This window comes from Pseudomonas sp. GW101-3H06, assembly GCF_059424605.1.
Genome location: NZ_JBWKZO010000001.1, coordinates 2,543,028 through 2,566,869 on the forward strand (window position 1 = coordinate 2,543,028; position 23,842 = coordinate 2,566,869).

A 23,842-nucleotide genomic window follows, 5' to 3' on the forward strand; every position below is an offset into this window, starting at 1 on the left:
CAACACAATCCCCCAAACACCATAATCCGCTGTGGGAGCGGGCTCAAGCGGAGAAGAAATACCGCGTCAGATGAAAGAAGATCGGCGCTGCAAAGCAGATCGAGTCCATTCGGTCGAGCATACCGCCATGTCCCTTGATCATGGTGCCCCAGTCCTTGGCGCTGAGGCTGCGTTTGATCGCCGACATGACCAGTCCACCGAGGAACCCCATCACCACGATCACCAGGGACATCAACAACGACTGCCAGAAACTGAAGGGTGTCATCCAGTACATGCAACCGCCGATCAGCGTGGCGGACAGCCCGCCACCCACCAGGCCTTCCACGGTTTTTGACGGGCTCACCAGTGGCGCGACCTTGTGCTTGCCCAATAGCTTGCCGAAGACGTACTGCAACACATCGCTCAACTGAACGACGAACACCAGGTAGAACAGCAGCAGTGCGTTCTGCCCGCTGAAGCCCTGCAAATCCAGCAGCAAAAGCGCCGGCGCGTGGCTGATGCAATAGATGCAGATCATCACCCCCCACTGGATCTTCGCCGTTCTTTCCAGAAAGGCCTCCGTGTCCTGGCTCAGCACTGCAATCGCCGGCAGCAGCAGGAAGGCATACACCGGTATCAACAGGGTGAACATCGAATACCAGTGGGTGCCGATCAGCAGATACTGCAGCGGGATCAGGATGAAAAACGCCGAAAACAGCGCGTTATGGTCACCCAGTGTCGTCGGGGTCAGTGTGATGAATTCCCTGAGCGCAAACAGCGATATGAAACCAAACAGGACCACCGTTGCATTCGGCCCCAGCAACCAGGACACGAAGAAGATGATCACCATCCCCCACCAGGCATTCACCCGCTGGTTCAGGTTTTCGATAGTGGAGATCGCGCTTTCGGTCGTGGCCCGTTTTGCCAGCACTCGACCAATGACAGACGCAACTGCCAACAGGCAGGCGATGGCGGCAAAGAACCACAGGAATTTTTCTTCAAGACTCATTTCGACAGCCTCACGATGGCGTCACGCGCCCGCTCCAGGAACACCTGTTTTTCTTCGCCCGCGATTCGTGGCAACGGGTTGCCGATGCGGATCGTACAGATGATCGGTAACGGTACGTGCTTGCCTTTGGGCATGGAGCGATGGAGGTTTTCCAGGTAGATGGGCACCAGGTCGACATCGGGAAAGGACTCGCTCAGGCGATAAAGCCCGGATTTGAATGGCCCTGGCAATGCCTGGGTCGAGCGAGTGCCTTCCGGGAAAATGATGATCGAATGGCCGGCCCGTACCACATCGAAGATCGGCTCCAGCACATTGGTGCCGGGTGCCGGATTGCGTTCGATCAGGACCGCATTGAGCCCTCGCTGGGAGATGTACGAGAGAAACCGGTTCTTGCCCCAGTAATCGGCGGCGGCGACCGGTTTTACATTGACCCTGGCTTCCGGGGGCAGGGCCGCGATGATCGCCAGGGTGTCCATGTGGCTGGTGTGGTTGGCGAAGTAGATGCGCTGGCGCGCAAGATCCGGCGGACTTTCCCAGCGGGCGGTGACGCCGATCAGCAATCGAAGCATCGCGATCAGGGCATTACTGATCCACATGGCCGGCCTCCTTCAGTTGCCTGGAGATCGCCAGGGTTCGGGTAACGCAGGTTGCGGCGGCACCGATGGCGATGATGACCAGCGTCAACAACAGCACGTAGTGCGTGTCATGCACGTTGGTCTCAAGGGCATTGAGCAGCAGGCCGACGGTCATTACGGCCATCCGGTGCTGTTTGGCCATCGGGCCCATGAAGTTCTGCTTCAGGCCGATGGAACCCCCGAACACCCGGACATAGGCCGTCAGCGCGGCGGCCAGGGCGGCAAACCAGCCGAGCTCCGGCTGCGCAATGGCGTAGCCGAGCCCGACGATCAGCAGGCTGTCGGCGATACGGTCGGGGAATTCGTTGTAGAGGCTGCCGATGTCGGATTGTTTACCGCCTTCGATGGCCACCATGCCGTCGAAAAGATTGCACAGCAGACGCAACTGAATGGCGATGGCGCAGCAGATCGAGCCGATGACACCGTTATCGATATTCAGTGCAACCGCGCCAGCGAGGGCAAAGAGCACGCTGGCGACGGAGATCTGATTGGGCGAAATGTCGCGTTTGACCAGCAGGTCGGTGATGCGCTTGGCCCACCCCGTAGAGCGCGCCTTGATCGGCCTTCTGTTGTCGTCCATTTGTCGGTATTCCCTTACTGGGTTTCACTAAGCGTATATGCATTGAGCGGCTTATCAGGTTTTTAAATCCGCTGGGTGCAATGCTAGCAAGGGAATAAATGGATTGATGTCGGGCGCTTCCTACAATGCAGTGCATTTACCCCCGCAGTTTGAGTTCAGCGCACAACCCCCCACCTTCACGATTGCTCAAGGTCAGCGATCCCCCGATCGCCAACGCCAGCTGCTGTGCAATCGCCAGGCCCAGGCCGGTGCCACCGGTGCTGCGGTTACGTGAGTTCTCCACGCGATAGAACGGCTCCATGACCTGGGCCAGTTCCGCTTCGGCAATGCCAGGACCCCGGTCCATGACTTTGACCGACACGCTGCCGTCAGCCTTTTTTTCTACCAGCAATTCGGCGGCACCGGCGAACTTCAGGGCGTTGTCCGTTAGGTTCACCAGTACCCGGCGCAAGGCGTGGGGGCGCGTGTCGATGACGGCGGCGCTCTTGCCGCTCAACTGAACGTCCTTGCCCACGTCCTGATAGTCGAACACCAGGCTGTCGAGGAACGAGTCCAGATCGGTGCGGCGGCTTTCTTCGGTGGCGCCATGGACACTACGGGCATAGGCCACGCCTTCGCGCACCAGGTGTTCCATCTCGCCCAGGTCATTCCACAGTTTGTCTTTTTCCACGCAATCGTCCATGAACTCGGCGCGCAGTTTCATCCGGGTGATCGGCGTTTGCAGGTCGTGGGAGATCGCCGCCAGCAGTTGCATGCGTTCCTTGAGGTAGGCGGCGATGCGCGCCTGCATGGCATTGAAGGCCTTGGCCGCGTGCGCCACTTCGGTCGGGCCTTTTTCGTCCAGCAGCACCGGGTGGGTGTTGGGGTCGAGGGTGTCCACGGCCTCGGCAAGGCGGGTGAGGGGGCGAATGGCAATCCGCACGGCCAGCCAGGTGCAGGCAATCATCAGGGCCAGTTGCCCGAGCAATACGAAGGGCAGCCAGGGGGACAGCGGCTGCATCGACGGCCGTACGTCGATGGTCACCGGGCTGCCGTCCGCCAGCTTCAGATGGACCTGAAAGCGCTTTTGCGGGCCGGGAATGTCGGTCACGGTCATGGGGTATTCCATGCCGATCGCGTCCTTGATCGACGTCACGGCGATGGGTGCCTCGGGCATGTCCATGTCCATGGAAGTGCCGGGCAAGCCGTCATCGAGCAAATAGCGATAATTGCGCCGGTCCAGTTGTTTCAGCCAGCCTGCGCGCTCTTCAGCCGGCAAGCGGTCAAGGATGGCGATGGACGTCGAGACGTCGGTTTCGAGGTTACCGAGCATGGTGTTTTTCGCGCTTTCGTAGCGCTCGTAGTACTGCGCGCCGAAGGACAGCGCCTGGGCGAGGATCAGGCCGATCAGGAAAATCAGCGACAACCGTGAGGCCAGGGTGCGAGGCCAGCGCATCGAGAGATTCATGCGGGTGCTCCCACGATTTCCACCGGCAGGGAAAACACATAGCCCTCGCTGCGAACCGTCTTGATGTAGGCCGGTTCGCGGGCGTCATCCAGCAGACGCTGACGCAGGCGGCTCACCAGCAGGTCGATGGAGCGATCGAACAGATCGGCGTCGCGGCCTTGGGTCAGATTGAGCAGCTGGTCGCGGTTGAGTACCCGCTGCGGGTGGTCGAGGAACACTCGCAGCAAGCGGTATTCGGCGCCGCTGAGGGCGACCATGGTGCCATCGCCGTCGAGCAGGTGGCGGGCCGAGGTGTCCAGGCGCCAGCGCCCGAAGGCCAGCAGACGACTGGTTTCGGTCACCACCAGGTTCGGTGGCAGCATCCGCGTGCGGCGCAGTACGGCATTGATGCGGGCCAGCAGTTCGCGGGCGGCGAACGGCTTGACCAGGTAATCGTCGGCGCCCATTTCCAGGCCGATGATGCGGTCGGTTTCATCGTTGCGGGCGGTAAGCATCAGTATCGGGGTGGCTTTGTGTTTACCGGCGCGCAGCTCGCGGCAGAGCATCAGGCCGTCGTCCCCCGGCATCATGATGTCCATCACGATCAGGTCCACCGGGGTGGATTCGAGGAAGGTACGCATCTGGCGACCATCGGCAACGACTGTGGTGCGCAAGCCGTTCTTCTTCAGATAGTTGCCCACCAGTTCCCGGATCTCGCGGTCATCGTCAACGATGAGAATGTGATCGACGTGTTCCATGGGGACTGCCTCTATCAAATGGGGGGATGTCGCTCAGTCTATCGAGCCTTGGCCCGCTCGCCTTCAGGCGTTTGTATTGGAGTGTATCTGTCTTGCCTGAGGATACACATGGACAAAAAAACGCAAATTTTCTGCCGGTTTGTATCGCTCTGTATCCCGGCGCGGTTCAGATACGTACCGATTTACAGACGCCTTTTCCCGACACATACGAGATACCTCGCACGCTTTTAATAGGTTCCATCGAGGCAAACCCAAACCGCCTCGGCCCAACTTACGAACGACCTATTGAAACCTTGAGGAATCCGCCATGAACAACAAAGCCATCTTCGCCGCTTGCCTGTTTGCCGCCCTGAACATCTGCACCTTCTCGGCCCGTGCCGAAGCCGATATGGGCGCTCAAACCTACACCTACGGCACGCAACTGGACATCAAGAAAGTGGTGTCGCTCAAACAGGACCCTTCGGCTTCCTGCGGGGTAGTCGATGCGCAGCTGACCTACCTGGATTCGCACAACAAAACCCAGGTCCTGGACTACCGCAAGATTTCCGACAGCTGCAACGCGGACAACTGAGTCCTGCGATCACCCGTAACTGATGCCATTTCAAACGAGGAAACAATCATGAACAACGTCAGCCGATTCCTGACCGCCATTGCCTTCTCCGTCGCCGGTGCCGCGGCACACGCCAATGCCGCTGTCGAGCAAAGCGCTTGCGGCAGCGGCACCTGCTTCCAACTGACGCCGGTGGCGAAGCAGGGAGCCGATGCGCTCCTCGCGGAAAACGGTTCCAGCCGCACGCCTCAAGGCAAGTGGCTGGACAAACAAACCGCGTGAGCACAGAACACCACCGTTCCCACAAGGGTTGAATGCCTCCCGACAATTTCAAAGGTGATCCCATGTTCCTAATCGCTTTTCTGGGCGGCATATTGACCGTCCTCAGTCCTTGCATCCTGCCGGTCGTGCCGTTTCTGTTCGCCGGTGCCGACCGCAAGCGCTCGTCGATCCTGCTGACCCTCGGCGGCATGGCCCTGACCTTTGCCCTGGTCTCCAGCCTCGCCGTGGTCAGCAGCGAGTGGGTGATACAGGCCAGCAATGCCGGCCGCCATGTGGCCCTGATCGTGATGGTGCTGTTTGCCCTGTCGCTGATCTCCGCCCGGGTCGGTGACTGGCTGGCACGTCCGTTCGTGCTGCTGGGCAATCGCCTTGACCCGAACAGTCGCAAAGTGTCCGGTCCGTTGGGTTCACTGATGATCGGCGTCGCCACCGGCCTGCTCTGGGCGCCATGTGCCGGCCCGATCCTCGGAGTGATTCTCACCAGTGCCATGCTGCAAGGCGCCAATGCCAACACCAGTCTGTTGCTGGTGGCCTACGGCCTGGGCAGCGCGTTGTCCCTGGGCGTCCTGATCTTCGCCGGTCGCGGCCTGGTCAATCGCTTGAAACCCTCGATTCCGGTGACGGGCTGGCTGCGTCGTGGTGCCGGTGTCGCGGTGCTGGCCGGTGCAGCGGTGATCTCCACCGGTGCTGACAACGTGCTGCTGGCCAACACGTCCTCGGAAGGCATCGGCAAGGTCGAGAAAGGCGTGTTGGAAACCGTACCGAAAGTCGTCGATTACTTCGTCAGCAAGGTCAAGGCCGATTCCATGGACAACGCCCAGGGCGCGATGCCATCGCTGTCCGGCGCCGTGGAGTGGATCAACTCACCGGCACTGACCAACGAATCGCTCAAGGGTAAAGTGGTGCTGGTGGACTTCTGGACCTTCGACTGCATCAACTGCAAACGCACCCTGCCTTACGTGAAGGACTGGGTGAAGAAGTATGAGAAGGACGGCCTGGTGGTGGTTGGCGTACACACCCCTGAGTACGGGTTTGAGCGCATCATCGACAACGTCAAGGACAAGGTGAAGGAATACGGCATCACCTACCCGGTGGCGATCGATAACAACTACGCCATCTGGCGCAACTTCGACAACCAGTACTGGCCCGCGCACTACCTGATCGACGCCAAGGGGCAAGTGCGTTTCACCCACTTCGGTGAAGGTCGCTACGATGATCAGGAGAAGATGATCCAGCAGTTGCTGGAAGAGGCCAAGGCTGACGGCAAGACCACCGTTCCAGCTGTGTAAACCCGCACGATCAATGGCTCACAGGCACTGCACTGTGAGCCATTTTTTTATCCTGACTACGCCGCCACGCCGCCGGCGGCGCGCCATACTCGCGCCGAAAGGCCCGGCTGAACGCCGTGTCGGTCTGATAACCCACTTCTTCGGCGATGCGGATCAAGGAACTGTTGCTGCTGCGTAACAGGTTGGCCGCCAGCAACATGCGCCATTGCGTCAGGTACTGCATCGGCGAAACCCCGACCAATTGCTGAAAGCGTTCGGCCAATACCGACCTTGAGGTGCCGGCGGTGCGTGCCAGCTCATCCAGGGTCCAGGTCTGGCAAGGTTTTTTGTGCATGGCGTTGAGGGCGGCGCCGACGATCCGGTCGCTGACACCGGCCAGCCAACCGGTGCGGCCCTTGCCGTGTTCGTGCATGTACAGGCGCAGCACTTCGATGAACAGCACCTCGGCCAGCTTCGCCAGCACGCCTTCGCCGCCAGGTCTTGGCGAGCGGGCTTCGGCCAGGGCGTAACGCACGGAAGATTCCAGCCAGATGCCGGCATTCGAGCCGCGCACATTGACTCGCACCACTGGCGGCAGTCCCGTCAGCAACATCCCCGCCAGCCGCGTATCGCAGGCCAGATAACCGCACACCAGTCGCGTCACCGCGCCGCCACCGCCATAGCTCAGTTGTCGTGGTCGCCGCGCCAGGACCTTATCCAGACGCCCGCCACTGGCCGGCGTCAATCCGGGGCTGGAGCTCATGCGGTGGGCATCGCCCTGAGGGAAAACCACGACGTCGCCGGCGGTCAGCAGCAGAGGCGGATCGTCTCCCAGTTCGACATAACACTCGCCCTCGGTGATCAGGTGGAAGATCACCACCCGTTCGGCATTCGGCTCCAGAAACGGTGCGGCGGTGTCGGCAGTCGGCGATTGGTAGCACCAGGGGGCGGTGAACCTGGCATTGATGAAAATGGCGCCGACCAGGCGGACGACGCGCAGGGTCTGTGACAGGGCATCCATGAGGGTATTCCCGTGTGGGCAGACGGTCGTGAGTGATGAGCTTGATTGTGAGCCTGTGGTTGCCAGGCATGGAATCTCCGGACGATCGGACAAGGTTGGCCGACGATCGGGCAGGACGCCGGCGCGCGCCGGAGCGATAGTTCGCCTACAGGGTCACTGCCGACCCTGTCATCAATAACAAGAATGAGAGGTTGCCATGCCGAAGTTCGTCATAGAACGCGAGATACCAGGCGCTGGAACACTGTCAGAAAGGGATCTGAAGGCCGCTTCGCAAAAGTCCTGCAGGACCTTGCGCGATATGCCGCAGGTGCAGTGGCTGCAAAGTTATGTCACCGGTGACAAGCTGTACTGCGTGTACATCGCGCCGAGCGAAGAGCAGATCATGGAGCACGCCAGGCAGAGCGGTTTCCCGGCCAATCGCATTTCCCAAGTCACGTCCATCATCGATCCGACCACGGCAGAATAGGCCGGGCTGCGTTCCAACCCGCAACGGAGCGGAATTCATGAGTACACCCATTGATCTTACTGCCTTGAAAAACCGTCAAATGGCCGCCTGGGCCAGTGGCGACTATGCCGTGATCGGCACCACCTTGCAGATTGTCGGCGAGCAACTGGCCGAAGCCTGCGACCTGCTGTGCGATGAACAAGTGTTGGATGTCGCCGCCGGCAATGGTAACGCCACGTTGGCCGCCGCGCGCCGGGGTTGCCTTGTGACCTCGACCGACTACGTGGCCGCGCTGCTCGAACGCGGCGAAGACCGGGCGAGGGCTGAACGCCTCAACGTCACCTTTCAAGTGGCCGATGCCGAAGCGCTGCCTTTTGAAGATGCCAGTTTCGATGCCGTGCTTTCCACCTTCGGCGTAATGTTTACGCCGGACCAGCCCAAGGCGGCTGCGGAACTGGCGCGGGTCTGTCGGCCCGGGGGGCGGATCGGCCTGGCCAACTGGACCCCGGAAGGCTTCGTCGGCCAGATGTTCAAGACCCTGGGCAAGCACATGCCGCCACCACCGGGCGCGCAACCGCCCTCGCAGTGGGGCACCGAAACCTGGTTGCACCAGCACTTCGACGAGCGCAACTTCCTGGTCCAGGTGACGCGCAAGACCTTCAACTTCCGCTATCGCAACGCCGGGCATTTCATCGACACCTTCCGCCGCTGGTACGGCCCGGTGCACAAGGCGTTCGCGGCGCTGCCCCCGGACGGCGCCAAGGCGCTGGAAAACGACATGACCGAACTGCTGAACCGCCTGAACCGGGCGGGGGAGAAGTCGCTGGTGGTGCCGAGTGAGTACCTGGAGGTGGTGATCACAAGGCGTTAAGCCGACACAGAGCTAATGTGGGAGCGGGCCTGCTCGCGAAGGCGGAGTGTCAGTCGACATCAATGTTGTCTGACCCACCGCTTTCGCGAGCAAGCCCGCTCCCACAGGGGCGATCCCCGCCTGATCTTCGTCACTCATCCAGCCGCTCGGTGTACACCACCCACACGCTGCATGGCATTTTGTACAGCAAGTGTTCCACCGTGCTGCCGATCAGTCGCCCCATGCCGCGATGGCCGAGGCGCCCCATGACGATCACGTCGACGTCATAGGCATCGGCGTAACGGGTCAGGACCTTGGCCGGGCTGCCCATGATCATGTGTCGCTGGGGGCCTGCGATGCCGTTGCGTTCGGCCAGTTCGTTGAAGGCTTCCAGCTGGGCGTCATACAGGGTCTTGTTCTTGGTCGAGGAGAAGAACGCCGAGCCGTTGTCGAAGCCGAACTCGTCGGAGCTGATGGACGAAAGATCGTAGGCGTAGACCACATCAAGTTCGGCATTACAGGCACTGGCCAGTTTTGAGGCTTCGTGCAGGATCCGGTCGTTGAAGCTTTTGTAGTGGTCATCGCGGTGGAAGGGGTCGACCGCGGCCACCACCTTGCGAGGCAGGGCATTAACCGCGTGGCTGACGAAGTGTAAAGGCACCGGACACTCGCGCAACAGGTGAATATCCAGCGGGGTGAAGATCAGCCGCGACAGCCGCGACTGGTGCTCCAGCGCCTTGATCAGCACGTCCATCGGCTGTTCCTTGAGGTGGATCAGAATCTCCTCCAGCGGTTTTTCCACCCACGCCACCTCGGTGGTGACGTGCACGCCGATTTTGCGCAAGGGCCGGGCCTGGTCTTCGAGCCACTGGCGGTGGCGATCGACATAGCCCAATCGCATCTGTTCCAGCGCCTTTTCGTTGACCAGACTGGCCGTGGCCAGGCCTTCCAGATAATCGAACGCCACGATGTGCAGCGCCGCGTCTTCAGCCTTGGCCAGCGCCGCCGCCCGATCGAAGGCGGGGCTGTGTTCCATCAGCGGCGAAGTCACCAGCATGAAACGTGATTGCTCGGACATGACAAACCTCCCGGGGACGTTCGGCTTGTTAAGTATTGACCATGATTGGCGGCTATAGAGGCCGGTCATCGGAGGTGTCTGCCATCACACCAATCCCCTGTGGGAGCGAGCAAGCCCGCTCCCACAGGGGATTTAAATGACCTCGGCGCCCCGCGCCTTGAGCAGCTCACGCAACACCGAACGATGACAATGCGCCTCATCCTCGCAGTAACAACCGACGGCCAGGGAGGTGTGATGGGACAGGGCGGCCAGCAAATCCAGCATCTGGCTGGCGGCCGGCTGCTTCATTTCTGCCTTGAACTTGCGCACGAACGCGCTCCAGGCCTTGGCATCTTGTGCCGCCAATGCTTGGGCAACCAGTTCCGCGCTGGGCGACAGCAGCGGCTGCCACACATCATAGAAATCCCGCGTGGCGAACTCGGCTTTCGGTACGCCACGGGGAGGGCGGCGCACGGTGCCCAGGCGCAGACCTTCGTCGGGTTTTCGCGGCGAACCGAGTCGCACGATATGGATAGGCATGGCATTACTTGAGCCGCGATCCGTCGAACCACTCCAGCGCGGTGCGCCACAAGCAGATCCCCAGAAAATAGGCCGACATCAATAGCCAGAGCCCCATCACCAGCGGGTTGATCACCGGATGGTTGATCACCAGCGACAGGCTGCACAACAGCCAGATGGCCGTCACGGCAATGTTGATCGGCATGAAGCGGCGCACACGGAACGGGTGCAGGAATTTCATTCGGGTCAGGGTCAGCAAGGCCAGGCCAATGACGGTCAAGAAGGTGATCCACGGCGACGGCGCGATGATGTACAGGCACAGGGCGACCACGTTCCACGCGGCGGGGAAGCCCTGGAAGTAGTTGTCCTTGCTTTTCATATTGACGTTGCAGAAACAGAACAGCGACGACACCAGAATCAGCGACACGGTCAGCAGCAGCGTGTAGTCCGGCAGCGGGATGTAGCGATAGATGAACAGCGCCGGGATGAACACATACGTCAGGTAATCGATGACCAGATCGAGGATCGAACCGTCGAAACTTGGCAATACCGACTGCACATTGACCTTGCGCGCCAGTGCGCCATCCAGACCGTCGACGATCAGTGCCACGCCCAGCCATAGCAGGCAATTGGTCGGCTGGTTATCGAGCAGGGCAAGGGTCGCGAGGAAGGCGGTGACCACGCCGGTGGCGGTAAAACCATGGGCTCCCCACGCTTTGAGCCTGGCGATGTGTAGAGTCGATATCACGGGGGCGTTCTCCAGAAAGTGAAGCAAGCCAGTCATCGCCTTCAGTATCGAGGGCGGCGGCAAACCGGGTCGGGTTGCAGGTATCGACCGGGTATCCGGGAATAAGGTTCACCACCTATGAATCTTAGCCGCGCCGCAAAAAAATACCCCGGTAAATCCGTGGCACTGTGCCGGGGGGGGCACGTCAGCCCAACGGTGGTAGCACATTTACCGACGAGGACTATTGTTGTCTGACTGGATCACTCCCTTCGATGAGGACGTCGTCATGAACACCAGCGATCTGCTCGAACAATTACTGCGCGGCGGCCAGGGCGCGATGCCGCGACAGGGGGGTGGGGCATCTGCTCAAGGCGGTTTGGGTGACCTGGGCGGATTGCTCGGCGGCCTGCTGGGTGGCGGCGGTGGCGGTGGTTCCGGCGCTGGCGCGGGTGGAATGGGCGGGTTGGGCGGACTGCTCGGTGGCCTGCTGGGCGGTGGCTCGCCGATGGGCGGCTCCCCTCAGGGCCGTTCCGGCGGTGGCACCAACTATGCCGCGCTGGCTTCGCTGGGGATGATGGCGTTCCAGGCGTATCAGGCCTGGCAGCGCAGCCAGGCCACGCAGCAGCAACAGGCGCCGCAACAGGCGCTGCGCACGGTGGATCTGTTGGCCGGCCCGGAAGTCGAGGAGCACAGCCATGCGATCCTGCGGGCACTGATTGCGGCCGCCAAGGCCGATGGCCGGATCGACCCGGCCGAAAAGCAGATGATCAGCACCGAAATCGGTCGTCATACCGACGATCCGCAATTGCAGCAGTGGCTTGACGATGAAGTCGCCAAACCGCTGGACCCTGCCGAGGTGGCACAATCGGCCACCGACCCCGGCATGGCCGCCGAGATGTACCTGGCCAGCGTGATGCTGGTGGACGATCAGCAGGATGCCGAGCGCAACTATCTGGATCACTTGGCGGCGGCGTTGCAGATTGATCCGGATTTGCAGGTACATCTGGAGCAGCAGGCGAGGGGTGGGGTTGTTTGAGGGTGTGAGCCCGCCGGATTCAGGTCGGCTGACAGGACGCCTTCGCGAGCAGGCTCGCTCTCACAACGCGGTCAACCTGCTGGTTTCGGTACCAGGAAGGTAACGCCATAGCGCTCGGCGACCTCGAATATCCTCGGCAGATCCTCAGGCACCTTGAACCGGTCCATCGCCGCAAAAAACTGCCCGCCACGCGGATCGGAGACCACGCCGATCATCTTCGCGGTGGTGCTGATGTTCTTGTAGGCATGGATCGCCCCGGCAGGGATATGCACATAGCCACCGGCTGAGACCGTGGTGGATTTGCCCTCGACCGTGACTTGAACCTGGCCGTCCACCACGTAAAACGCTTCGTCCCACGGATGAAAGTGCGGTGGTGGGCCGCCACCTTGCACGCCTTCCTGAATATGCATTTCAAAGGGTTTGCTCAGATCCCCGCCGGCCAGGACCGTGATCGCCTCGCCGACGACGTTATAGGGTTCCGGGGGGACTTCGATGACGTGAGTCGTGCGCATGATTGCTCTCCGGGGATGAAGCGGCACCCGCTGATTGTAAGCCCATGAATGCCCGCTGGAAGCTGTGCCGCGGAGCCGTCTGTCCGGGCATTTTCACCGTCGATGGAATTTTTCCGCACACGGCTCGCTCTGCTGAGGAGAGACGCGCTGATGACGTGTCCTGCAGCGATCAGCAAGGTGAGAGCCATGAACAAGGACCTGGACGATTACAACCGCATGCGCGATTTTTCGGCGACGTCAGAGCCGGCGGCCGTCAAACGCACAGGCAGGAAAAACGCCAAGGATCATGCCTTGCAATTCTGCATCCAGAAGCACGACGCTTCGCACCTGCATTATGACTTTCGTCTGGAACTCGATGGCGCGCTCAAGAGTTGGGCGGTGCCCAAGGGGCCGTCGCTGGACCCCAAGGTCAAGCGCCTGGCGGTGCATGTCGAAGACCATCCGATGGACTACGCCACGTTCGAAGGCAGCATTCCCGAAGGACATTACGGCGCCGGCGACGTAATTGTCTGGGACCGTGGCGTGTGGATTCCCCAGGACGACCCGGCCAAGGCTTATGCCAAGGGCCGGCTCAAGTTCGAGTTGCAAGGCGAAAAACTCGCCGGCCTGTGGAATCTGGTGCGCACGCACATGCCGGGCAAGCAGGAGCAATGGTTCCTGATCAAGCATCAGGACGGCGCCGCCCGACCCGAAGAGGACTACGACGTGGTCGCCGCCGAGCCGAACAGCGTGCTCAGTGACCGCACCATCGTGGCCAAGGCGCCGAAGGCCGGAAAATCAAGAAAGTCCACCCAACCCAAGGCCGTCAAAAAGCCGGCCACCCCGGCGCGCAAGCAAACATCTGCACCCCTCACGGGTGCACACAAGGCCAAACTGCCGGATCAGATCAAGCCGGAACTGGCGACGCTGGTGGAAAAGGCCCCGGGTGGCCAGTGGAGTTATGAGGTCAAGTTCGACGGCTACCGGATCATGGCGCGCATCGATCATGACGAGGTCAGACTCTTCACCCGCAACGGCCACGACTGGACCCACAAACTGCCCGGCCAAGCCAAGGCACTGGCGGGGCTGGGGCTGGAGTCGGCCTGGTTCGACGGCGAAATGGTGGTGGCGGACGAGCAGGGCGTGCCGGACTTCCAGGCACTGCAAAATGCCTTTGACGCCGGTCGTAGCGGCAACATCCTTTACTACCTGTTTGACCTGCCGTACCTCAATGGCGTGGACCTGCGCGAGGTGCCGGTCGAAGAGCGCCGGACGGCGCTGGCGACGGTGCTCAGAGCCAGTCAGGATCCGTTGCTGCGCTTCTCCGAGAGCTTTGGCGAAGACCCGCAGGCCTTGCTCAACAGTGCCTGCCAGATGCGCATGGAAGGTTTGATCGGCAAGCGCCTGGGTTCGCCTTATGTGTCCCGGCGCAGCAGCGACTGGATCAAGCTCAAGTGCAAGCATCGGCAGGAATTCGTCATCGTCGGCTTCACCGACCCCAAGGGCTCGCGCAGTGCCTTCGGGGCGTTACTGCTGGGCTTGCATGACCGTGACAGCGGCCAGTTGCGTTACGCTGGCAAGGTCGGCACCGGCTTCACCGAAGCCACCCTGGGCAGCATCCATGAGCAACTCAAACCGTTACAGACGAAGAAACCGGCGGTGGTCAATCCACCCGACGGTGCTGAATTCAGAGGCGTGCATTGGCTCAGGCCCAGCCTGCTGGCGGAAGTGGCCTTTGCCGAAATGACCAAGGAGGGCTCGGTGCGTCATGCGGTGTTCCATGGCCTGCGCGACGATAAACCTGCCAAAGACATTACCGAGGAGCGTCCGACCGCCGTGAAAGCGACTTCTGCGAAGCCTGTCCCTGCAAAAAAAACTGCCCCGGCGAAGCCTGCCCCTGCAAAAAAAGTGGCCGCCGCGCAAAAGAAAGCCGAACCTGCTCCGTCGCAACTCGGCCTGGCCGAGGGCAAGGTGCGCATCACTCACCCGGACCGGGTCATCGACGCCAGCAGCGGCACCACCAAAGTGCAACTGGCCGAATATTACGCCAGTGTCGCCGAGTGGATTCTGCCGCAGCTCAAGGATCGTCCGGTGGCATTGGTGCGTGCACCGGATGGCATTGCCGGCGAGCTGTTTTTCCAGAAAAACGCCGAGCGTCTGGCCATCCCCGGCATCACCACCCTGGACCAGGCGCTCACGGGCCAGCCGATGATGGTCATCAACAATGCCGAAGCCCTGATCGGTGCGGTGCAGATGAGCACCGTGGAATTGCACACCTGGAACGCGACCTCGGACAACCTCGACAAACCCGACCGCTTCATCCTCGATCTTGACCCGGACCCGGCGCTGCCGTGGAAGCGCATGATCGAGGCCACCCAATTGACCTTGTCGGTGCTCGATGAACTGGGGCTCAAGGCGTTTCTCAAGACCAGCGGCGGCAAGGGCATTCACTTGGTGGTGCCGCTGACCCGCAAACTCGGCTGGGATGAGGTCAAGGATTTCAGCCACGGGATTGTCAGCCACATGGCGAAGATGCTGCCGGAGCGGTTTTCCGCGGTGTCGGGGCCGAAGAATCGGGTAGGGCGGATCTTCATCGATTACCTGCGCAACGGGTTGGGTGCCACCACCATCTGTGCCTACGCCGTGCGCACCCGGGAGGGATTGCCGGTGTCGGTGCCGATTTTTCGTGAAGAAGTGGGCGAACTCAAGGGCGGCAACCAGTGGAACGTGCACAACGTGCACGAGCGCCTGGCGGAAGTGGGCGACGGGCCCTGGGCGGACATGAAGAAAACCCGGCAGACGATCACCGCCGAGATGCGGCGGCGGGTCGGGATGAAAAAATAACGGTCTTTGGCAATTCGCAATCCTTGCAGGAGCTCGCTCGCTCGCGAAAAACCGGAGGGCGCCGCTGGGCATCCGGTTTCACGCGTTATCGTTCACGGCCATCGCGAGCGAGCTCGCTCCCACAGAAAAGCAGAAAACCTATCCCGTTACTTGATGAACGCCTGGAAGTCAGTCCCCAGCTTGTCGATCGCCGCCTTGAAGTCCTGGGCGGTGATTTTCTGGCTTTCGTTCGAGAGTTGCTTGCCGAATACCTTGCGCACGACCTTGGCCACGGTCTGGTTGTTTTTCGAGTCGATGAACTCGGCTTCGATGAACAGCTCGGTGTCCTGGTCCCGGTGACCGGTGGCTGCTTGTGTCGCCCCGACCACGGCGGCGATAGGCACCACTTCATACCATTTCATGCCTTCGTTCGAGGCGCTGACGCCGGTAATGGCGGCACGCATGATCAAGGTTTTTGAACCGGCCGGCGCGGCGCTTGGGCTGGAGACCACCCGGTATTTCTGCCCCAGCGTGGCCTTGGCCTTGCTGGTCATGTAGTTCTGAATGTCGGTGAGTGTCTGTCGGTTGACCCGTTCATCGGGCTTGGGCGCCGGATAGAGTTCCAGCCGGTTGAACGCCACGGTGTTATAGGCATCGGGGTTCCACGACGGGCTCACCCAGCGCATCGCGGTTCCGCCGCTGGGGGTCGTGACTTCTTGCAGGTTGTTGTAGTTGGACAGGAAGCCGGAGTACTGCTCCCGTTCGGTGACTTTCGAAGTACAACCACCGAGCAGCAGTCCGGCCAGTGCAGCGCCGACGAGCAAATTTCGGGTCAGGTTCATGATGCGGTGTGCTCCTTGGATCGGTCGATTTCGTTAGCGGGCAATCAGAAACGCCAGGTCATGTTCCCGGTCACGGCTTGAATCCAGGCATTGTCGAACTGACCGGAAGTTCGAGTGCCCGATGCAGACTTGGTCTGGTCCACCGGCATGTCGCCGAGCCAGACCATGGCCCAACTGACGTTGACGTCAGTGTACTTGTTCAGTGCATAGGTGGCCCCTGTCGCCAGCCGCCAGGATTCGGCCATGGGCACGGTGAATGTGCGGTCGCCGTCCGACACGGCGCTGCTGTCGTAAGCCACGCCGAAGTTCCACAACAATTGCGGGGTGGCCTGAAATTGCGCGCCGAGCGACAGGTGCCAGGTGTCTTTGTAGTTGGCGTCGACGGTGGTCGAGCGGGCATTGTTGGCCGAGGTGTCGACCTGGACGGCGATCTCGCCGAACTCTGACCAGTCTTGCCAGTTGACCGAGGCGAGCAAGGCCCACTGCCGGTCCAGTTGCTGGAACAGGCTCAAGGTGACGGTTTGCGGGACTGTCATGTCGAGTTGGGTCTGGGTGCCGTCCAGGCGTCGTAACAACGGGCCGTCGCCCTTGACGTCGAGACCGTCCTCGAACTCCAGATCGAGCTTGCTGGTGTAAGCCAGGCCAATACGGGTGCCAGGCTGCGGGGCATAGATCACCCCCACATTCGCGCCGAAGCCCCAATCCTTATCCTTGTATTTGAACTGACCGTCACTGCGGTCGGTGAAGCCGAACGGTGAACGGTCAATGGCGGTCTGGGCTTGCAGCATGCCGTACATGGCCTTGACGCCGACGCCTACCGACCATTGCTCGTTGAAGCGGTAAGCCACGCTCGGCACCAACGACAGTCCGAGCAGGCTGGAATTCTGCGCGAAGTACCGCCCGGACCATTCATTGTCGTAGTTGACCGCCAGGCCGAAATCGCCGTATTGGCCGAAGCCCACGCTCCAGTGATCATCCAGTTCATGGCTGATGAAAAAACTGCCGCCAGGCATCGGATCGAGGGCATTGCCACTGCCGCTACCCCCGACGTTGGTGTCATCGTCGCGATCGAATTTGAGGTTGCCGTAGAGTACCTGCAAGCCACCGGTGATCTGCGTACCTGGCAGGTAACTCATACCGGCCGGATTGCTGGCAATGGTGGACGGGCCCTGGGCGCGCGCTGCGGCACCGGCGTTGGCCAGGCCGGCGTTATCGGTGCCGATTTCGTAAAGCATGATGCCGCCAGCCCAGGCGTGCTGACAGCTCAGCGCAAGAAGCGCGACGACGGGTAGAGCAGATGCTTTTAGCTGCATGTAGTCAGTACCCGGTAACCGTCTTTCGACGGCTCCGAAAAAGTGTTGTCCCCGCGAAAAGAGCGTAGGTTCTAATCGTTAAAAAGCCAGTGAACCGCGCATCCTCGCCGTCTGTTTCACCAGATTTATAGAGATTTCGCGGTAGAAAACCGATCGTTCAGGTCCGGGGCAACGACCGTTCCGGCGCCGGTTGGCGACTTTCGAATACGAACGATGAGACGGCGAGCAGCGCTCGCCGTCTCAATGGCATTTATTTTCCGATAACGCCTGCCAGCAGCGGCGCCATCTGCTCGTCGGTCAACGCGACGTGGACTTCCATTTTCATGAGGTCGCTCCAGTCCAGGACCCACTTCTGGATCAATGCCGGGTCACTGGCCTCGGCCACGCCAAAACCCGCCGCGCCACCGACGGCGTACCAGCGCCCGATCAGCTTGACGCCTGCGGGGGGCGTGCCACCGGTCTTGAGGAAACGCTCGATCGCACGGTTGCGATTTTCCGAACTCAGCGTCCAATTGACTATGAATAACATCGGCCACCTCCTGTTGCGCATCGGCACCTGATTCCTTGGCGCACCTGGCTGGCGCCGGGGCCAGGTTTGCACTCGGTTTCCAGTTCCGTCCTGGCTGGTGTGCAGCGAAATCTCCCATCTGAAGGCATAGCAGTGCGCCGCGCCGCGCGTACGACCGCTGATCCTGTTCCAGGAGATTTTTGAGGTTGGAAAAAGCGGTCTGTTTCACCAGCGAAACATGGGCAGTGGACGCAGCGGGGAACGGATGAATTGACGGGCGGACAACCTGATCAACATGGCGTGGAAACCATGATCGGGAAACGTCGATTGCAGGGTTTTGATAAGCGCCCGGGGAAGTCCGAAACGCACCAGTCCCAGGGACACATCGATCAGGTCGGCTTGCCTGAAAGGCTCGACGGTTGCCGTGTGGGAGGACCGATAGGCGCGCACCTTGTGGTGTTCCAGGATCAAGGCGCTCACTTCGCTGCCCAGCTCCGTGCGATGCCGGTTTTCGAGGTAATGCATGGCCAGGCCTACTGACGGAGGCAGGTAGTCGAGGGTGTCGTCGGTCCAGATACCCAGGTCGTGGAACGCCGCGGCGATCTGCACCGCGTCACCGGGCGGGCCTTCAGTCCCGCTGAGCGCGCAATAGAAATTCAACACCCGATAAATGTGATTGCGATAACCCGGCAAGTCAGGGCCGATCGCCAGCGCGAACGAGGTGAGTATCTCGTCGGTGATGGGGAATTCGAGAATGGGGTTCATCACGCATCCCGCAACAGGTCGTTGGCGTTGAGCACGTCGTAGGCGATTTCCGGACGCTTTTCCATGGCGCGGCGGATCGCGGCCGGAATTGAAGCGCGGGTTTTGCGGCACAGTCCCGGCAGATCGCCGACGTAGATGCCGATGCCGCGCATGGTTCGCACTTCGTTGAAACTGGGGACGATGTCGACACGGATGCCCAGTTGCTCGAACATCCGCCGTTGCAGGTGTTCCAGGTCCTGGAAGCTCGAAAGGTTTTCCAGGCGCTCGATCAGGCGTTTTTCTTCCGTGCGGGTCAAAAACAGGATGCGCACGTCGGCCCCCGGTGTTTCCAGCAACGGGTCACGCCCGCAATCGCAGGCACCGGGCGGGCAGGGTTGGCGGATCGGAGCAGAGATGGTCATGGGGTTCAATCATAGAGCGCAGAGATCGAGTTTGCCCATAGGGTTTTGGACTGATGGAGATCCAAAGTGGAAGAAGATCCCAGTGGGAGCGAGCAGGCTCACTCCCACTGGGGGCGGGCGTGAACCCGCTATTTCAAGACCAGCATCCGATAAACCCCGGCCTCGACTTCGATCCCATGGGTGTCATGGGTGAAGCCGGGGAAGGATTTGTCGAAAGCTTCCAGCGCCTTGAGATAGGCCAGCACCGGTCCATCCGCGGCCCCGGCGTTCTCGCCCGGCATCAGCAACGGAATGCCCGGTGGGTACGGCACGATGCCGGTGGCGGCGATGCGTCCGGCGGCTTCTTCCAGGGTGACCCGTTCGATGTCGTTGCGCACCAGTTTCTCGTAGGCTTGCACCGGGCTGAATTCGGCCTTGGGCAATGTGCCGAAGGCCTGGGCCATGTTGGCGGTGGTCTTGTGTTTCTTCATGGCGGCAAAGATGTCGTCGGCCAGGTCCTTGAGGCCCATGCCGGCGTAACGCGGCTGGTTGCCGGCCAGCAGGTCCGGCAGGCTCAACTCCAGTTCAACGTTGTCGTCATAGTCGCGTTTGAAGTCGAGCAAGGCATTGACCAGCGTGCCCCATTTGCCTTTGGTGATGCCGATGGAGAACAGGAACAGGAGGGTGAAGTCAGTGGTTTTCTCGACGACGATGCCCTGGCGCCCGAGGTATGCCGTGAGCACACAGGCCGGGATACCCGAGGCGAGCAGGTTGCCGTCGTCGCCCATGCCAGGGGTGAGCACCGAGACCTTGATCGGGTCCAGCATGCAGTAGCCGTTCTCGATGTCGCCGAAACCGTGCCACACCTCGTTCGGGCGCAGCACCCAGCAATCGGGTTCGGTTTTCAGCAGCGCCGGTTCAACTTCATGGAACGGTACCGTCGTGTTGCCGACCCTCACCGACCGCGGTTGCCAGCAAGTGAAGAACCAGTCGTTACGGCTTGCCATCTCGTTGTGCATGCGTGAGATGACCTGACGGAAGGCGATGGCCTCTTCGATGGATTCGCTGGTCAGGATCTGCCCGCCGGGCGCTTCCATCATCGCGGCACTGACGTCGCAGGAGGCCATGATCGCGTAGTTCGGCGAAGTCGAGGCATGCATCATGAACGACTCGTTGAAACGTGCGTGGTTGATTGAATTGCGGCCGTTGCGCACATGAATCATCGAGGCTTGGGACAAGGCCGCCAGCAGCTTGTGGGTCGATTGCGTGGCAAACACGGTGGGCCTGGAGTCATCGTGATCGTCCGGGCTGCCATGCATGGCGAAGCGCTCGCGATACAGCGGGTTGAACCGCGCATAACCGTACCAGGCTTCATCGAAATGCAGGCGGTCGACGCTCTGGCCCAACAGCTGTTCGACGCGGGTGACGTTGTAGGTCAAACCGTCGTAGGTGGAGTTGGTGACGATCGCGTGTACGGGCGTCGGGTCGATGCCGGACTTGACCAGCGGGTTGTTGGCGATAGCCGCTTTCACACCTTCGGCGCTCAGGGTTTGCGGCAGGATCGGGCCGATGATGCCGTAGCGGTTGCGGGTCGGCACCAGGTAGGTCGGGATGGCGCCGGACAGGGTCATCGCATGTTCGGCGGATTTGTGGCAATTGCGGTCGCACAGGGCGATCTGATTGCGCGTAACGCTGGCCATCAGGATGACGCGGTTGGAGGTCGAGGAACCGTTGGTCACGTAATAGGTGCGATGGGCACCGAAGACCTTGGCGGCGTAACGCTCACCCTGGCCGATAGGGCCACTGTGATCGAGCAGCGAACCGAGTTCGCCGACGGAAATCGACAGGTCGGAACGCAGCAGGTTTTCGCCGAAGAATTCATAGAATGCACGCCCGGCGGTGCTCTTCAAAAACGCCGTGCCGCCGGCATGGCCAGGGGTGTGCCACGAGTATTCATAGGTGTTGGAAAACTTCAGCAGCGCGCCGAACATCGGTGGCAACGCGGCTTGGCGATAGCGCTCGATGGCCGCCAGAATGCGCCCGCTGAGGAAACGGCTGGTGTCTTCGGGCAGCGACATGAAGTCATCAGCGTTCTGCATGACCCGCAGCGGAATATCGGACGCGGTACTGCGGTTGCTGATCAGAAACACCGGTACGCGGGTATTGCGTTCGCGCAGGCTGGTCAGCAGTTTGATGCATTCGTCATGGCCTTCGCTGTTATCCATTTCCCAACTGAGCAACACGCACTGGATGGCCGGGTCCGAGCGCAGGATCGACGTGGCGTCACTCAAGCTGTCCGAGGTCAGTACCCGGATCGCGCGTTCCTCCACATCATTGACCAACTGATTCAGCGCCCGCCCGAAGCCCGTGCGAATGTCTGCCGGGTTGCTGATCAGCAGCGCGAGCATGCCGAGGGTGTGTGCATGTTCCGTCATGGTTGAATCCCCAGCGTTGCTTTTTTCAAGCGGTGGACCGGCACCGGTTCGCCAGTGATGTGCTGCGCGCTGACAGTTTGCGTCGGCACGCTGTTATTGATGGCTTCGAGCCGGATCAGACGGTTGTTGACGAAGCCGAAAATCGTGTAGCCGAAGATAGTTGCCACGCCGCCCAGCATCAGCGCCTGCTCCCCGGAGCTGTAGAGCGCCAGGTAGCTGTAGGCTGCCGCGACCCAGGCCACGATGTTGGTGACCAGCGCTTTGCCGGCGGGCACGTTCGACACTTTTTGCAGGGTCATCAGGGCGGCCATCGACAGGATGTACGGCACCAGATTGGTGACCACCGCGAGGTTGACCAGGGTGTCGAACTGCTTGCTCAGATCCGGGCTGATGGTCAGCAGGCTCAACGCCGTTTGCGCGGCCAGCAGCACCAACATGCCGATGATCGGTGTGCCGGACTTGTTGACCTTGGCAAAAATCGACAGGAAGTAGCCGGTATCTGCCGAGCTTTTGTAGACCTGGGCGATGGTGAACTGCCAACCCAACAGCGAACCGATACACGCCAGCACCATCAGGCCCATCACGATGTCACCCACCAGCGGGGTGAACATCTTGGCGAAAACCAGCCCGAACGGTGCGGTGGAGGCGGCGAGTTCGGGGTTGTCGACGATGCCGGCAATGACGTTGGTGGAAACGATGTAGATCACCGCCGCGCCGAGGGTGCCGCCGAGGACGGCGATCGGCACATTCTTTTCGGGATTTTCCACCGCGTCGGTGTTGGCGCAGGCCGATTCCAGGCCAAGGAACGCCCACAGGGTGATCGCCACCGAGGCGCCCGCGGCTTCGAACCAGCTCTTGTCGTGGGGATTCCAGCCGGCGGCATAGACACTACTGTCGAACCAGAACCAGCCGACGGTGGACACCAACACCACCGGCGCAATCACTCCCCACACCGTGACGGACCCGATCCGCCCGGTAATGCGCGCACCGCCAAAGTTGGCAAATGTGGTGATCCACAGCAGCGCGATAGTCGCCAGACCCACCTGCAGGGAATCCAGCTCGATATGGAACAGCTCCTGAGTGTAGCCGACCGCCGTGATGCTGATCGCCACGTTGGCAATCAACAGCGAAAGGCCATAGGTGTAGTTGGTCAGGTAGTTGCCAGCCTTGCCGAAGGTGTACTCCGCATAACCACCCATGCCACCTGTTTTGTGACTGAGCATTCCGCAACGGGCAAAGGCATAGGCCAGTGCGAGAGATCCGGTGGCTGTCACCAGCCAGGAAAGAATGGAAATGGCGCCGACTTCCGCAAGTTTCGACGGCAGCAGCACGATGCCTGAGCCCAACATGTTAACGGCGGTCAACATGGTCAGTTGCCCTACGCTCATTTTTTTTGCGACCGACATTCCGTTGCCTCGAATAGTTGTAGAAAAGACTCATAGCTATAGCCAAGGATTGAAATGTCGCAAGAAAATGAGTTTCGCCTGCTGAACCGGATCAGGGGTTTTACAGTAAGGCATTATGCTGGCCCCCAAGTGGCTTGCTTGTCGCCAGAATCGCCGAAATTTCAGTCGGTTAGGGTGGGAAGTGAATGCGCAATATATGGATCGCGCTGATCTCGGTTGGCGTTGCGGGGTTTACAGCGGCTGCCCAGGCCAAAGAACTGAAGCCCAATGATCGTTATATGTGCAGTTGGGGGGCGGGGACGGCGGCAAGAGCACAAGAACTCAAGTTATCCGGGGTTTCCTTGTATGCGGCACGGCAGAAAATTCAGTCTTACAAGTTTTCCAAATCGTGGATGCGGATGATGGCGATGGGGATTACCGAGCAAACTTACGACAGCCCGACGAGGATCAAGCCGGCGGCGGTTCGGGAGAGTTTCTACGAGGATTGTGTGAGGTATAAGTTGGCGCGTAAGTAGGTTTGGAGGTGAGACATATCCATTCCTGCGGTCATGGCCACTGATGGTTTCGCCCTATTTAAAGGGCCGCGCGAATACCAGTCGAAAACCCGTTGAGAGCTTCCCTTCGACCATGGAATCTCGCACGGGGTGATCTCCACGCGGTGATCTTTGTCGGATCGGGCTCCAGGTTGAGCAGCGACGTCTATATTGAATGACCGGCATCAGCCCGGAAGACCGAAT

At 60.7% G+C, this 23,842-nt stretch carries 25 protein-coding genes; 8 read left to right on the forward strand and 17 right to left on the reverse strand.

Annotation, left to right across the window (positions count from 1 at the left end; genetic code table 11):
* Positions 1 to 43: 43 nt before the first annotated feature.
* From AC07ZE_RS11620 to AC07ZE_RS11640, 5 genes are all read right to left on the reverse strand, one after another.
* A complete protein-coding gene (locus AC07ZE_RS11620) occupies positions 44 to 988 on the reverse strand; it encodes a phosphatidate cytidylyltransferase (protein WP_207264595.1) in 945 nt (314 codons plus the stop codon).
* Positions 985 to 1,584, reverse strand: a complete 600-nt coding sequence (locus AC07ZE_RS11625; protein WP_207264597.1) for a lysophospholipid acyltransferase family protein — start codon at positions 1,582 to 1,584, stop codon at positions 985 to 987. The genes AC07ZE_RS11620 and AC07ZE_RS11625 overlap by 4 nt, the downstream gene beginning before the upstream one ends.
* A complete protein-coding gene (locus AC07ZE_RS11630) occupies positions 1,571 to 2,203 on the reverse strand; it encodes a CDP-alcohol phosphatidyltransferase family protein (protein ID WP_207264599.1) in 633 nt (210 codons plus the stop codon). Before AC07ZE_RS11630 ends, AC07ZE_RS11625 begins: the two co-directional genes overlap by 14 nt.
* A 136-nt stretch (positions 2,204 to 2,339) precedes the next feature.
* A complete protein-coding gene (locus tag AC07ZE_RS11635; protein WP_207264601.1) occupies positions 2,340 to 3,650 on the reverse strand; it encodes an ATP-binding protein in 1,311 nt (436 codons plus the stop codon).
* On the reverse strand, positions 3,647 to 4,387 hold the full coding sequence (locus AC07ZE_RS11640) for a response regulator (RefSeq protein ID WP_095193506.1): 741 nt from the start codon (positions 4,385 to 4,387) through the stop codon (positions 3,647 to 3,649). Before AC07ZE_RS11640 ends, AC07ZE_RS11635 begins: the two co-directional genes overlap by 4 nt.
* A 307-nt stretch (positions 4,388 to 4,694) precedes the next feature.
* On the opposite strand from AC07ZE_RS11640, the gene AC07ZE_RS11645 reads away from it, so the two are divergent.
* The 3 genes from AC07ZE_RS11645 (at position 4,695) to AC07ZE_RS11655 (ending at position 6,508) form a co-directional block, all read left to right on the forward strand.
* Positions 4,695 to 4,958 carry a DUF2790 domain-containing protein gene (locus tag AC07ZE_RS11645; RefSeq protein ID WP_207264603.1) on the forward strand — a complete coding sequence of 88 codons (264 nt, stop codon included), beginning with the start codon at positions 4,695 to 4,697 and terminating at the stop codon, positions 4,956 to 4,958.
* Positions 4,959 to 5,006: 48 nt separating this feature from the next.
* Entirely contained in the window at positions 5,007 to 5,219 is a 213-nt protein-coding gene (locus tag AC07ZE_RS11650; RefSeq protein ID WP_207264605.1) for a hypothetical protein, read from the forward strand.
* Between the two features lie 62 nt (positions 5,220 to 5,281).
* Complete coding sequence (locus AC07ZE_RS11655; RefSeq protein ID WP_207264606.1) at positions 5,282 to 6,508, forward strand: cytochrome c biogenesis protein DipZ; 1,227 nt, start codon at positions 5,282 to 5,284, stop codon at positions 6,506 to 6,508.
* A 10-nt stretch (positions 6,509 to 6,518) separates the two neighbouring features.
* Here the strand turns inward: AC07ZE_RS11655 and AC07ZE_RS11660 are convergent, their stop codons facing one another.
* Positions 6,519 to 7,508 (reverse strand): AraC family transcriptional regulator, encoded by a 990-nt coding sequence (locus AC07ZE_RS11660; protein WP_207264608.1) that lies wholly within the window; start codon positions 7,506 to 7,508, stop codon positions 6,519 to 6,521.
* Positions 7,509 to 7,704: 196 nt separating this feature from the next.
* Between AC07ZE_RS11660 and AC07ZE_RS11665 the strand changes: the two genes are divergently transcribed.
* Both AC07ZE_RS11665 and AC07ZE_RS11670 read left to right on the forward strand, forming a co-directional pair.
* Complete coding sequence (locus tag AC07ZE_RS11665; protein ID WP_095193511.1) at positions 7,705 to 7,974, forward strand: DUF4242 domain-containing protein; 270 nt, start codon at positions 7,705 to 7,707, stop codon at positions 7,972 to 7,974.
* A gap of 37 nt (positions 7,975 to 8,011) precedes the next feature.
* Positions 8,012 to 8,824: a class I SAM-dependent methyltransferase gene (locus AC07ZE_RS11670; protein ID WP_207264610.1), complete on the forward strand. Its 813-nt coding sequence runs from the start codon at positions 8,012 to 8,014 to the stop codon at positions 8,822 to 8,824.
* 130 nt (positions 8,825 to 8,954) lie between these two features.
* Here the strand turns inward: AC07ZE_RS11670 and AC07ZE_RS11675 are convergent, their stop codons facing one another.
* From AC07ZE_RS11675 to pcsA, 3 genes are all read right to left on the reverse strand, one after another.
* Positions 8,955 to 9,881 (reverse strand): universal stress protein, encoded by a 927-nt coding sequence (locus AC07ZE_RS11675; protein ID WP_207264612.1) that lies wholly within the window; start codon positions 9,879 to 9,881, stop codon positions 8,955 to 8,957.
* Between the two features lie 132 nt (positions 9,882 to 10,013).
* Positions 10,014 to 10,400 carry a DUF488 domain-containing protein gene (locus AC07ZE_RS11680; protein WP_207264614.1) on the reverse strand — a complete coding sequence of 129 codons (387 nt, stop codon included), beginning with the start codon at positions 10,398 to 10,400 and terminating at the stop codon, positions 10,014 to 10,016.
* A 4-nt stretch (positions 10,401 to 10,404) separates the two neighbouring features.
* Positions 10,405 to 11,127, reverse strand: a complete 723-nt coding sequence (pcsA, locus tag AC07ZE_RS11685) for a phosphatidylcholine synthase (protein WP_207264616.1) — start codon at positions 11,125 to 11,127, stop codon at positions 10,405 to 10,407.
* Positions 11,128 to 11,392: 265 nt separating this feature from the next.
* Between pcsA and AC07ZE_RS11690 the strand changes: the two genes are divergently transcribed.
* Positions 11,393 to 12,142, forward strand: coding sequence for a tellurite resistance TerB family protein (locus AC07ZE_RS11690; RefSeq protein WP_207264618.1), 750 nt, complete (start codon positions 11,393 to 11,395; stop codon positions 12,140 to 12,142).
* A 71-nt stretch (positions 12,143 to 12,213) separates the two neighbouring features.
* Here the strand turns inward: AC07ZE_RS11690 and AC07ZE_RS11695 are convergent, their stop codons facing one another.
* Positions 12,214 to 12,654: a cupin domain-containing protein gene (locus AC07ZE_RS11695; RefSeq protein ID WP_207264626.1), complete on the reverse strand. Its 441-nt coding sequence runs from the start codon at positions 12,652 to 12,654 to the stop codon at positions 12,214 to 12,216.
* Between the two features lie 186 nt (positions 12,655 to 12,840).
* Between AC07ZE_RS11695 and ligD the strand changes: the two genes are divergently transcribed.
* Entirely contained in the window at positions 12,841 to 15,477 is a 2,637-nt protein-coding gene (gene ligD / locus AC07ZE_RS11700) for a DNA ligase D (protein ID WP_207264631.1), read from the forward strand.
* 146 nt (positions 15,478 to 15,623) lie between these two features.
* Here the strand turns inward: ligD and AC07ZE_RS11705 are convergent, their stop codons facing one another.
* The 7 genes from AC07ZE_RS11705 to potE all read right to left on the reverse strand — a co-directional run bounded on the left by AC07ZE_RS11705 (position 15,624) and on the right by potE (position 23,105).
* The gene (locus AC07ZE_RS11705; protein WP_207264633.1) at positions 15,624 to 16,298 is read right to left on the reverse strand and encodes a DUF3313 domain-containing protein; all 675 of its coding nucleotides are present in this window, start codon (positions 16,296 to 16,298) and stop codon (positions 15,624 to 15,626) included.
* A gap of 44 nt (positions 16,299 to 16,342) precedes the next feature.
* On the reverse strand, positions 16,343 to 17,611 hold the full coding sequence (locus AC07ZE_RS11710) for an OmpP1/FadL family transporter (protein WP_207264640.1): 1,269 nt from the start codon (positions 17,609 to 17,611) through the stop codon (positions 16,343 to 16,345).
* A 250-nt stretch (positions 17,612 to 17,861) separates the two neighbouring features.
* Positions 17,862 to 18,140, reverse strand: a complete 279-nt coding sequence (locus tag AC07ZE_RS11715; protein ID WP_207264642.1) for a DUF3303 domain-containing protein — start codon at positions 18,138 to 18,140, stop codon at positions 17,862 to 17,864.
* A gap of 204 nt (positions 18,141 to 18,344) precedes the next feature.
* Complete coding sequence (locus AC07ZE_RS11720; protein ID WP_207264644.1) at positions 18,345 to 18,884, reverse strand: phosphohydrolase; 540 nt, start codon at positions 18,882 to 18,884, stop codon at positions 18,345 to 18,347.
* A complete protein-coding gene (locus AC07ZE_RS11725; protein ID WP_207264646.1) occupies positions 18,884 to 19,285 on the reverse strand; it encodes a hypothetical protein in 402 nt (133 codons plus the stop codon). The genes AC07ZE_RS11720 and AC07ZE_RS11725 overlap by 1 nt, the downstream gene beginning before the upstream one ends.
* Positions 19,286 to 19,413: 128 nt before the next feature.
* On the reverse strand, positions 19,414 to 21,699 hold the full coding sequence (locus tag AC07ZE_RS11730) for an Orn/Lys/Arg family decarboxylase (RefSeq protein ID WP_207264648.1): 2,286 nt from the start codon (positions 21,697 to 21,699) through the stop codon (positions 19,414 to 19,416).
* Complete coding sequence (gene potE / locus AC07ZE_RS11735; protein WP_207264658.1) at positions 21,696 to 23,105, reverse strand: putrescine-ornithine antiporter; 1,410 nt, start codon at positions 23,103 to 23,105, stop codon at positions 21,696 to 21,698. Before potE ends, AC07ZE_RS11730 begins: the two co-directional genes overlap by 4 nt.
* Before the next feature lie 185 nt (positions 23,106 to 23,290).
* Between potE and AC07ZE_RS11740 the strand changes: the two genes are divergently transcribed.
* Complete coding sequence (locus AC07ZE_RS11740; protein WP_207264660.1) at positions 23,291 to 23,620, forward strand: hypothetical protein; 330 nt, start codon at positions 23,291 to 23,293, stop codon at positions 23,618 to 23,620.
* Positions 23,621 to 23,842 lie beyond the last annotated feature (222 nt).

What these genes read in the sequence shown, in the direction of transcription:
- AC07ZE_RS11705 (WP_207264633.1), bottom strand. Translation starts at nt 16,298, where the DNA reads ATGAACCTGACCCGAAATTTGCTCGTCGGCGCTGCACTGGCCGGACTG.
- AC07ZE_RS11635 (WP_207264601.1), bottom strand. Translation starts at nt 3,650, where the DNA reads ATGAATCTCTCGATGCGCTGGCCTCGCACCCTGGCCTCACGGTTGTCG.
- AC07ZE_RS11720 (WP_207264644.1), bottom strand. Translation starts at nt 18,884, where the DNA reads ATGAACCCCATTCTCGAATTCCCCATCACCGACGAGATACTCACCTCG.
- AC07ZE_RS11640 (WP_095193506.1), bottom strand. Translation starts at nt 4,387, where the DNA reads ATGGAACACGTCGATCACATTCTCATCGTTGACGATGACCGCGAGATC.
- AC07ZE_RS11670 (WP_207264610.1), top strand. Translation starts at nt 8,012, where the DNA reads ATGAGTACACCCATTGATCTTACTGCCTTGAAAAACCGTCAAATGGCC.
- AC07ZE_RS11725 (WP_207264646.1), bottom strand. Translation starts at nt 19,285, where the DNA reads ATGACCATCTCTGCTCCGATCCGCCAACCCTGCCCGCCCGGTGCCTGC.
- potE (WP_207264658.1), bottom strand. Translation starts at nt 23,105, where the DNA reads ATGTCGGTCGCAAAAAAAATGAGCGTAGGGCAACTGACCATGTTGACC.
- ligD (WP_207264631.1), top strand. Translation starts at nt 12,841, where the DNA reads ATGAACAAGGACCTGGACGATTACAACCGCATGCGCGATTTTTCGGCG.
- AC07ZE_RS11650 (WP_207264605.1), top strand. Translation starts at nt 5,007, where the DNA reads ATGAACAACGTCAGCCGATTCCTGACCGCCATTGCCTTCTCCGTCGCC.
- AC07ZE_RS11630 (WP_207264599.1), bottom strand. Translation starts at nt 2,203, where the DNA reads ATGGACGACAACAGAAGGCCGATCAAGGCGCGCTCTACGGGGTGGGCC.
- AC07ZE_RS11715 (WP_207264642.1), bottom strand. Translation starts at nt 18,140, where the DNA reads ATGTTATTCATAGTCAATTGGACGCTGAGTTCGGAAAATCGCAACCGT.
- AC07ZE_RS11655 (WP_207264606.1), top strand. Translation starts at nt 5,282, where the DNA reads ATGTTCCTAATCGCTTTTCTGGGCGGCATATTGACCGTCCTCAGTCCT.
- AC07ZE_RS11680 (WP_207264614.1), bottom strand. Translation starts at nt 10,400, where the DNA reads ATGCCTATCCATATCGTGCGACTCGGTTCGCCGCGAAAACCCGACGAA.
- AC07ZE_RS11730 (WP_207264648.1), bottom strand. Translation starts at nt 21,699, where the DNA reads ATGACGGAACATGCACACACCCTCGGCATGCTCGCGCTGCTGATCAGC.
- AC07ZE_RS11695 (WP_207264626.1), bottom strand. Translation starts at nt 12,654, where the DNA reads ATGCGCACGACTCACGTCATCGAAGTCCCCCCGGAACCCTATAACGTC.
- AC07ZE_RS11620 (WP_207264595.1), bottom strand. Translation starts at nt 988, where the DNA reads ATGAGTCTTGAAGAAAAATTCCTGTGGTTCTTTGCCGCCATCGCCTGC.
- AC07ZE_RS11740 (WP_207264660.1), top strand. Translation starts at nt 23,291, where the DNA reads ATGCGCAATATATGGATCGCGCTGATCTCGGTTGGCGTTGCGGGGTTT.
- AC07ZE_RS11645 (WP_207264603.1), top strand. Translation starts at nt 4,695, where the DNA reads ATGAACAACAAAGCCATCTTCGCCGCTTGCCTGTTTGCCGCCCTGAAC.
- AC07ZE_RS11660 (WP_207264608.1), bottom strand. Translation starts at nt 7,508, where the DNA reads ATGGATGCCCTGTCACAGACCCTGCGCGTCGTCCGCCTGGTCGGCGCC.
- AC07ZE_RS11625 (WP_207264597.1), bottom strand. Translation starts at nt 1,584, where the DNA reads ATGTGGATCAGTAATGCCCTGATCGCGATGCTTCGATTGCTGATCGGC.
- AC07ZE_RS11675 (WP_207264612.1), bottom strand. Translation starts at nt 9,881, where the DNA reads ATGTCCGAGCAATCACGTTTCATGCTGGTGACTTCGCCGCTGATGGAA.
- AC07ZE_RS11690 (WP_207264618.1), top strand. Translation starts at nt 11,393, where the DNA reads ATGAACACCAGCGATCTGCTCGAACAATTACTGCGCGGCGGCCAGGGC.
- AC07ZE_RS11665 (WP_095193511.1), top strand. Translation starts at nt 7,705, where the DNA reads ATGCCGAAGTTCGTCATAGAACGCGAGATACCAGGCGCTGGAACACTG.
- AC07ZE_RS11710 (WP_207264640.1), bottom strand. Translation starts at nt 17,611, where the DNA reads ATGCAGCTAAAAGCATCTGCTCTACCCGTCGTCGCGCTTCTTGCGCTG.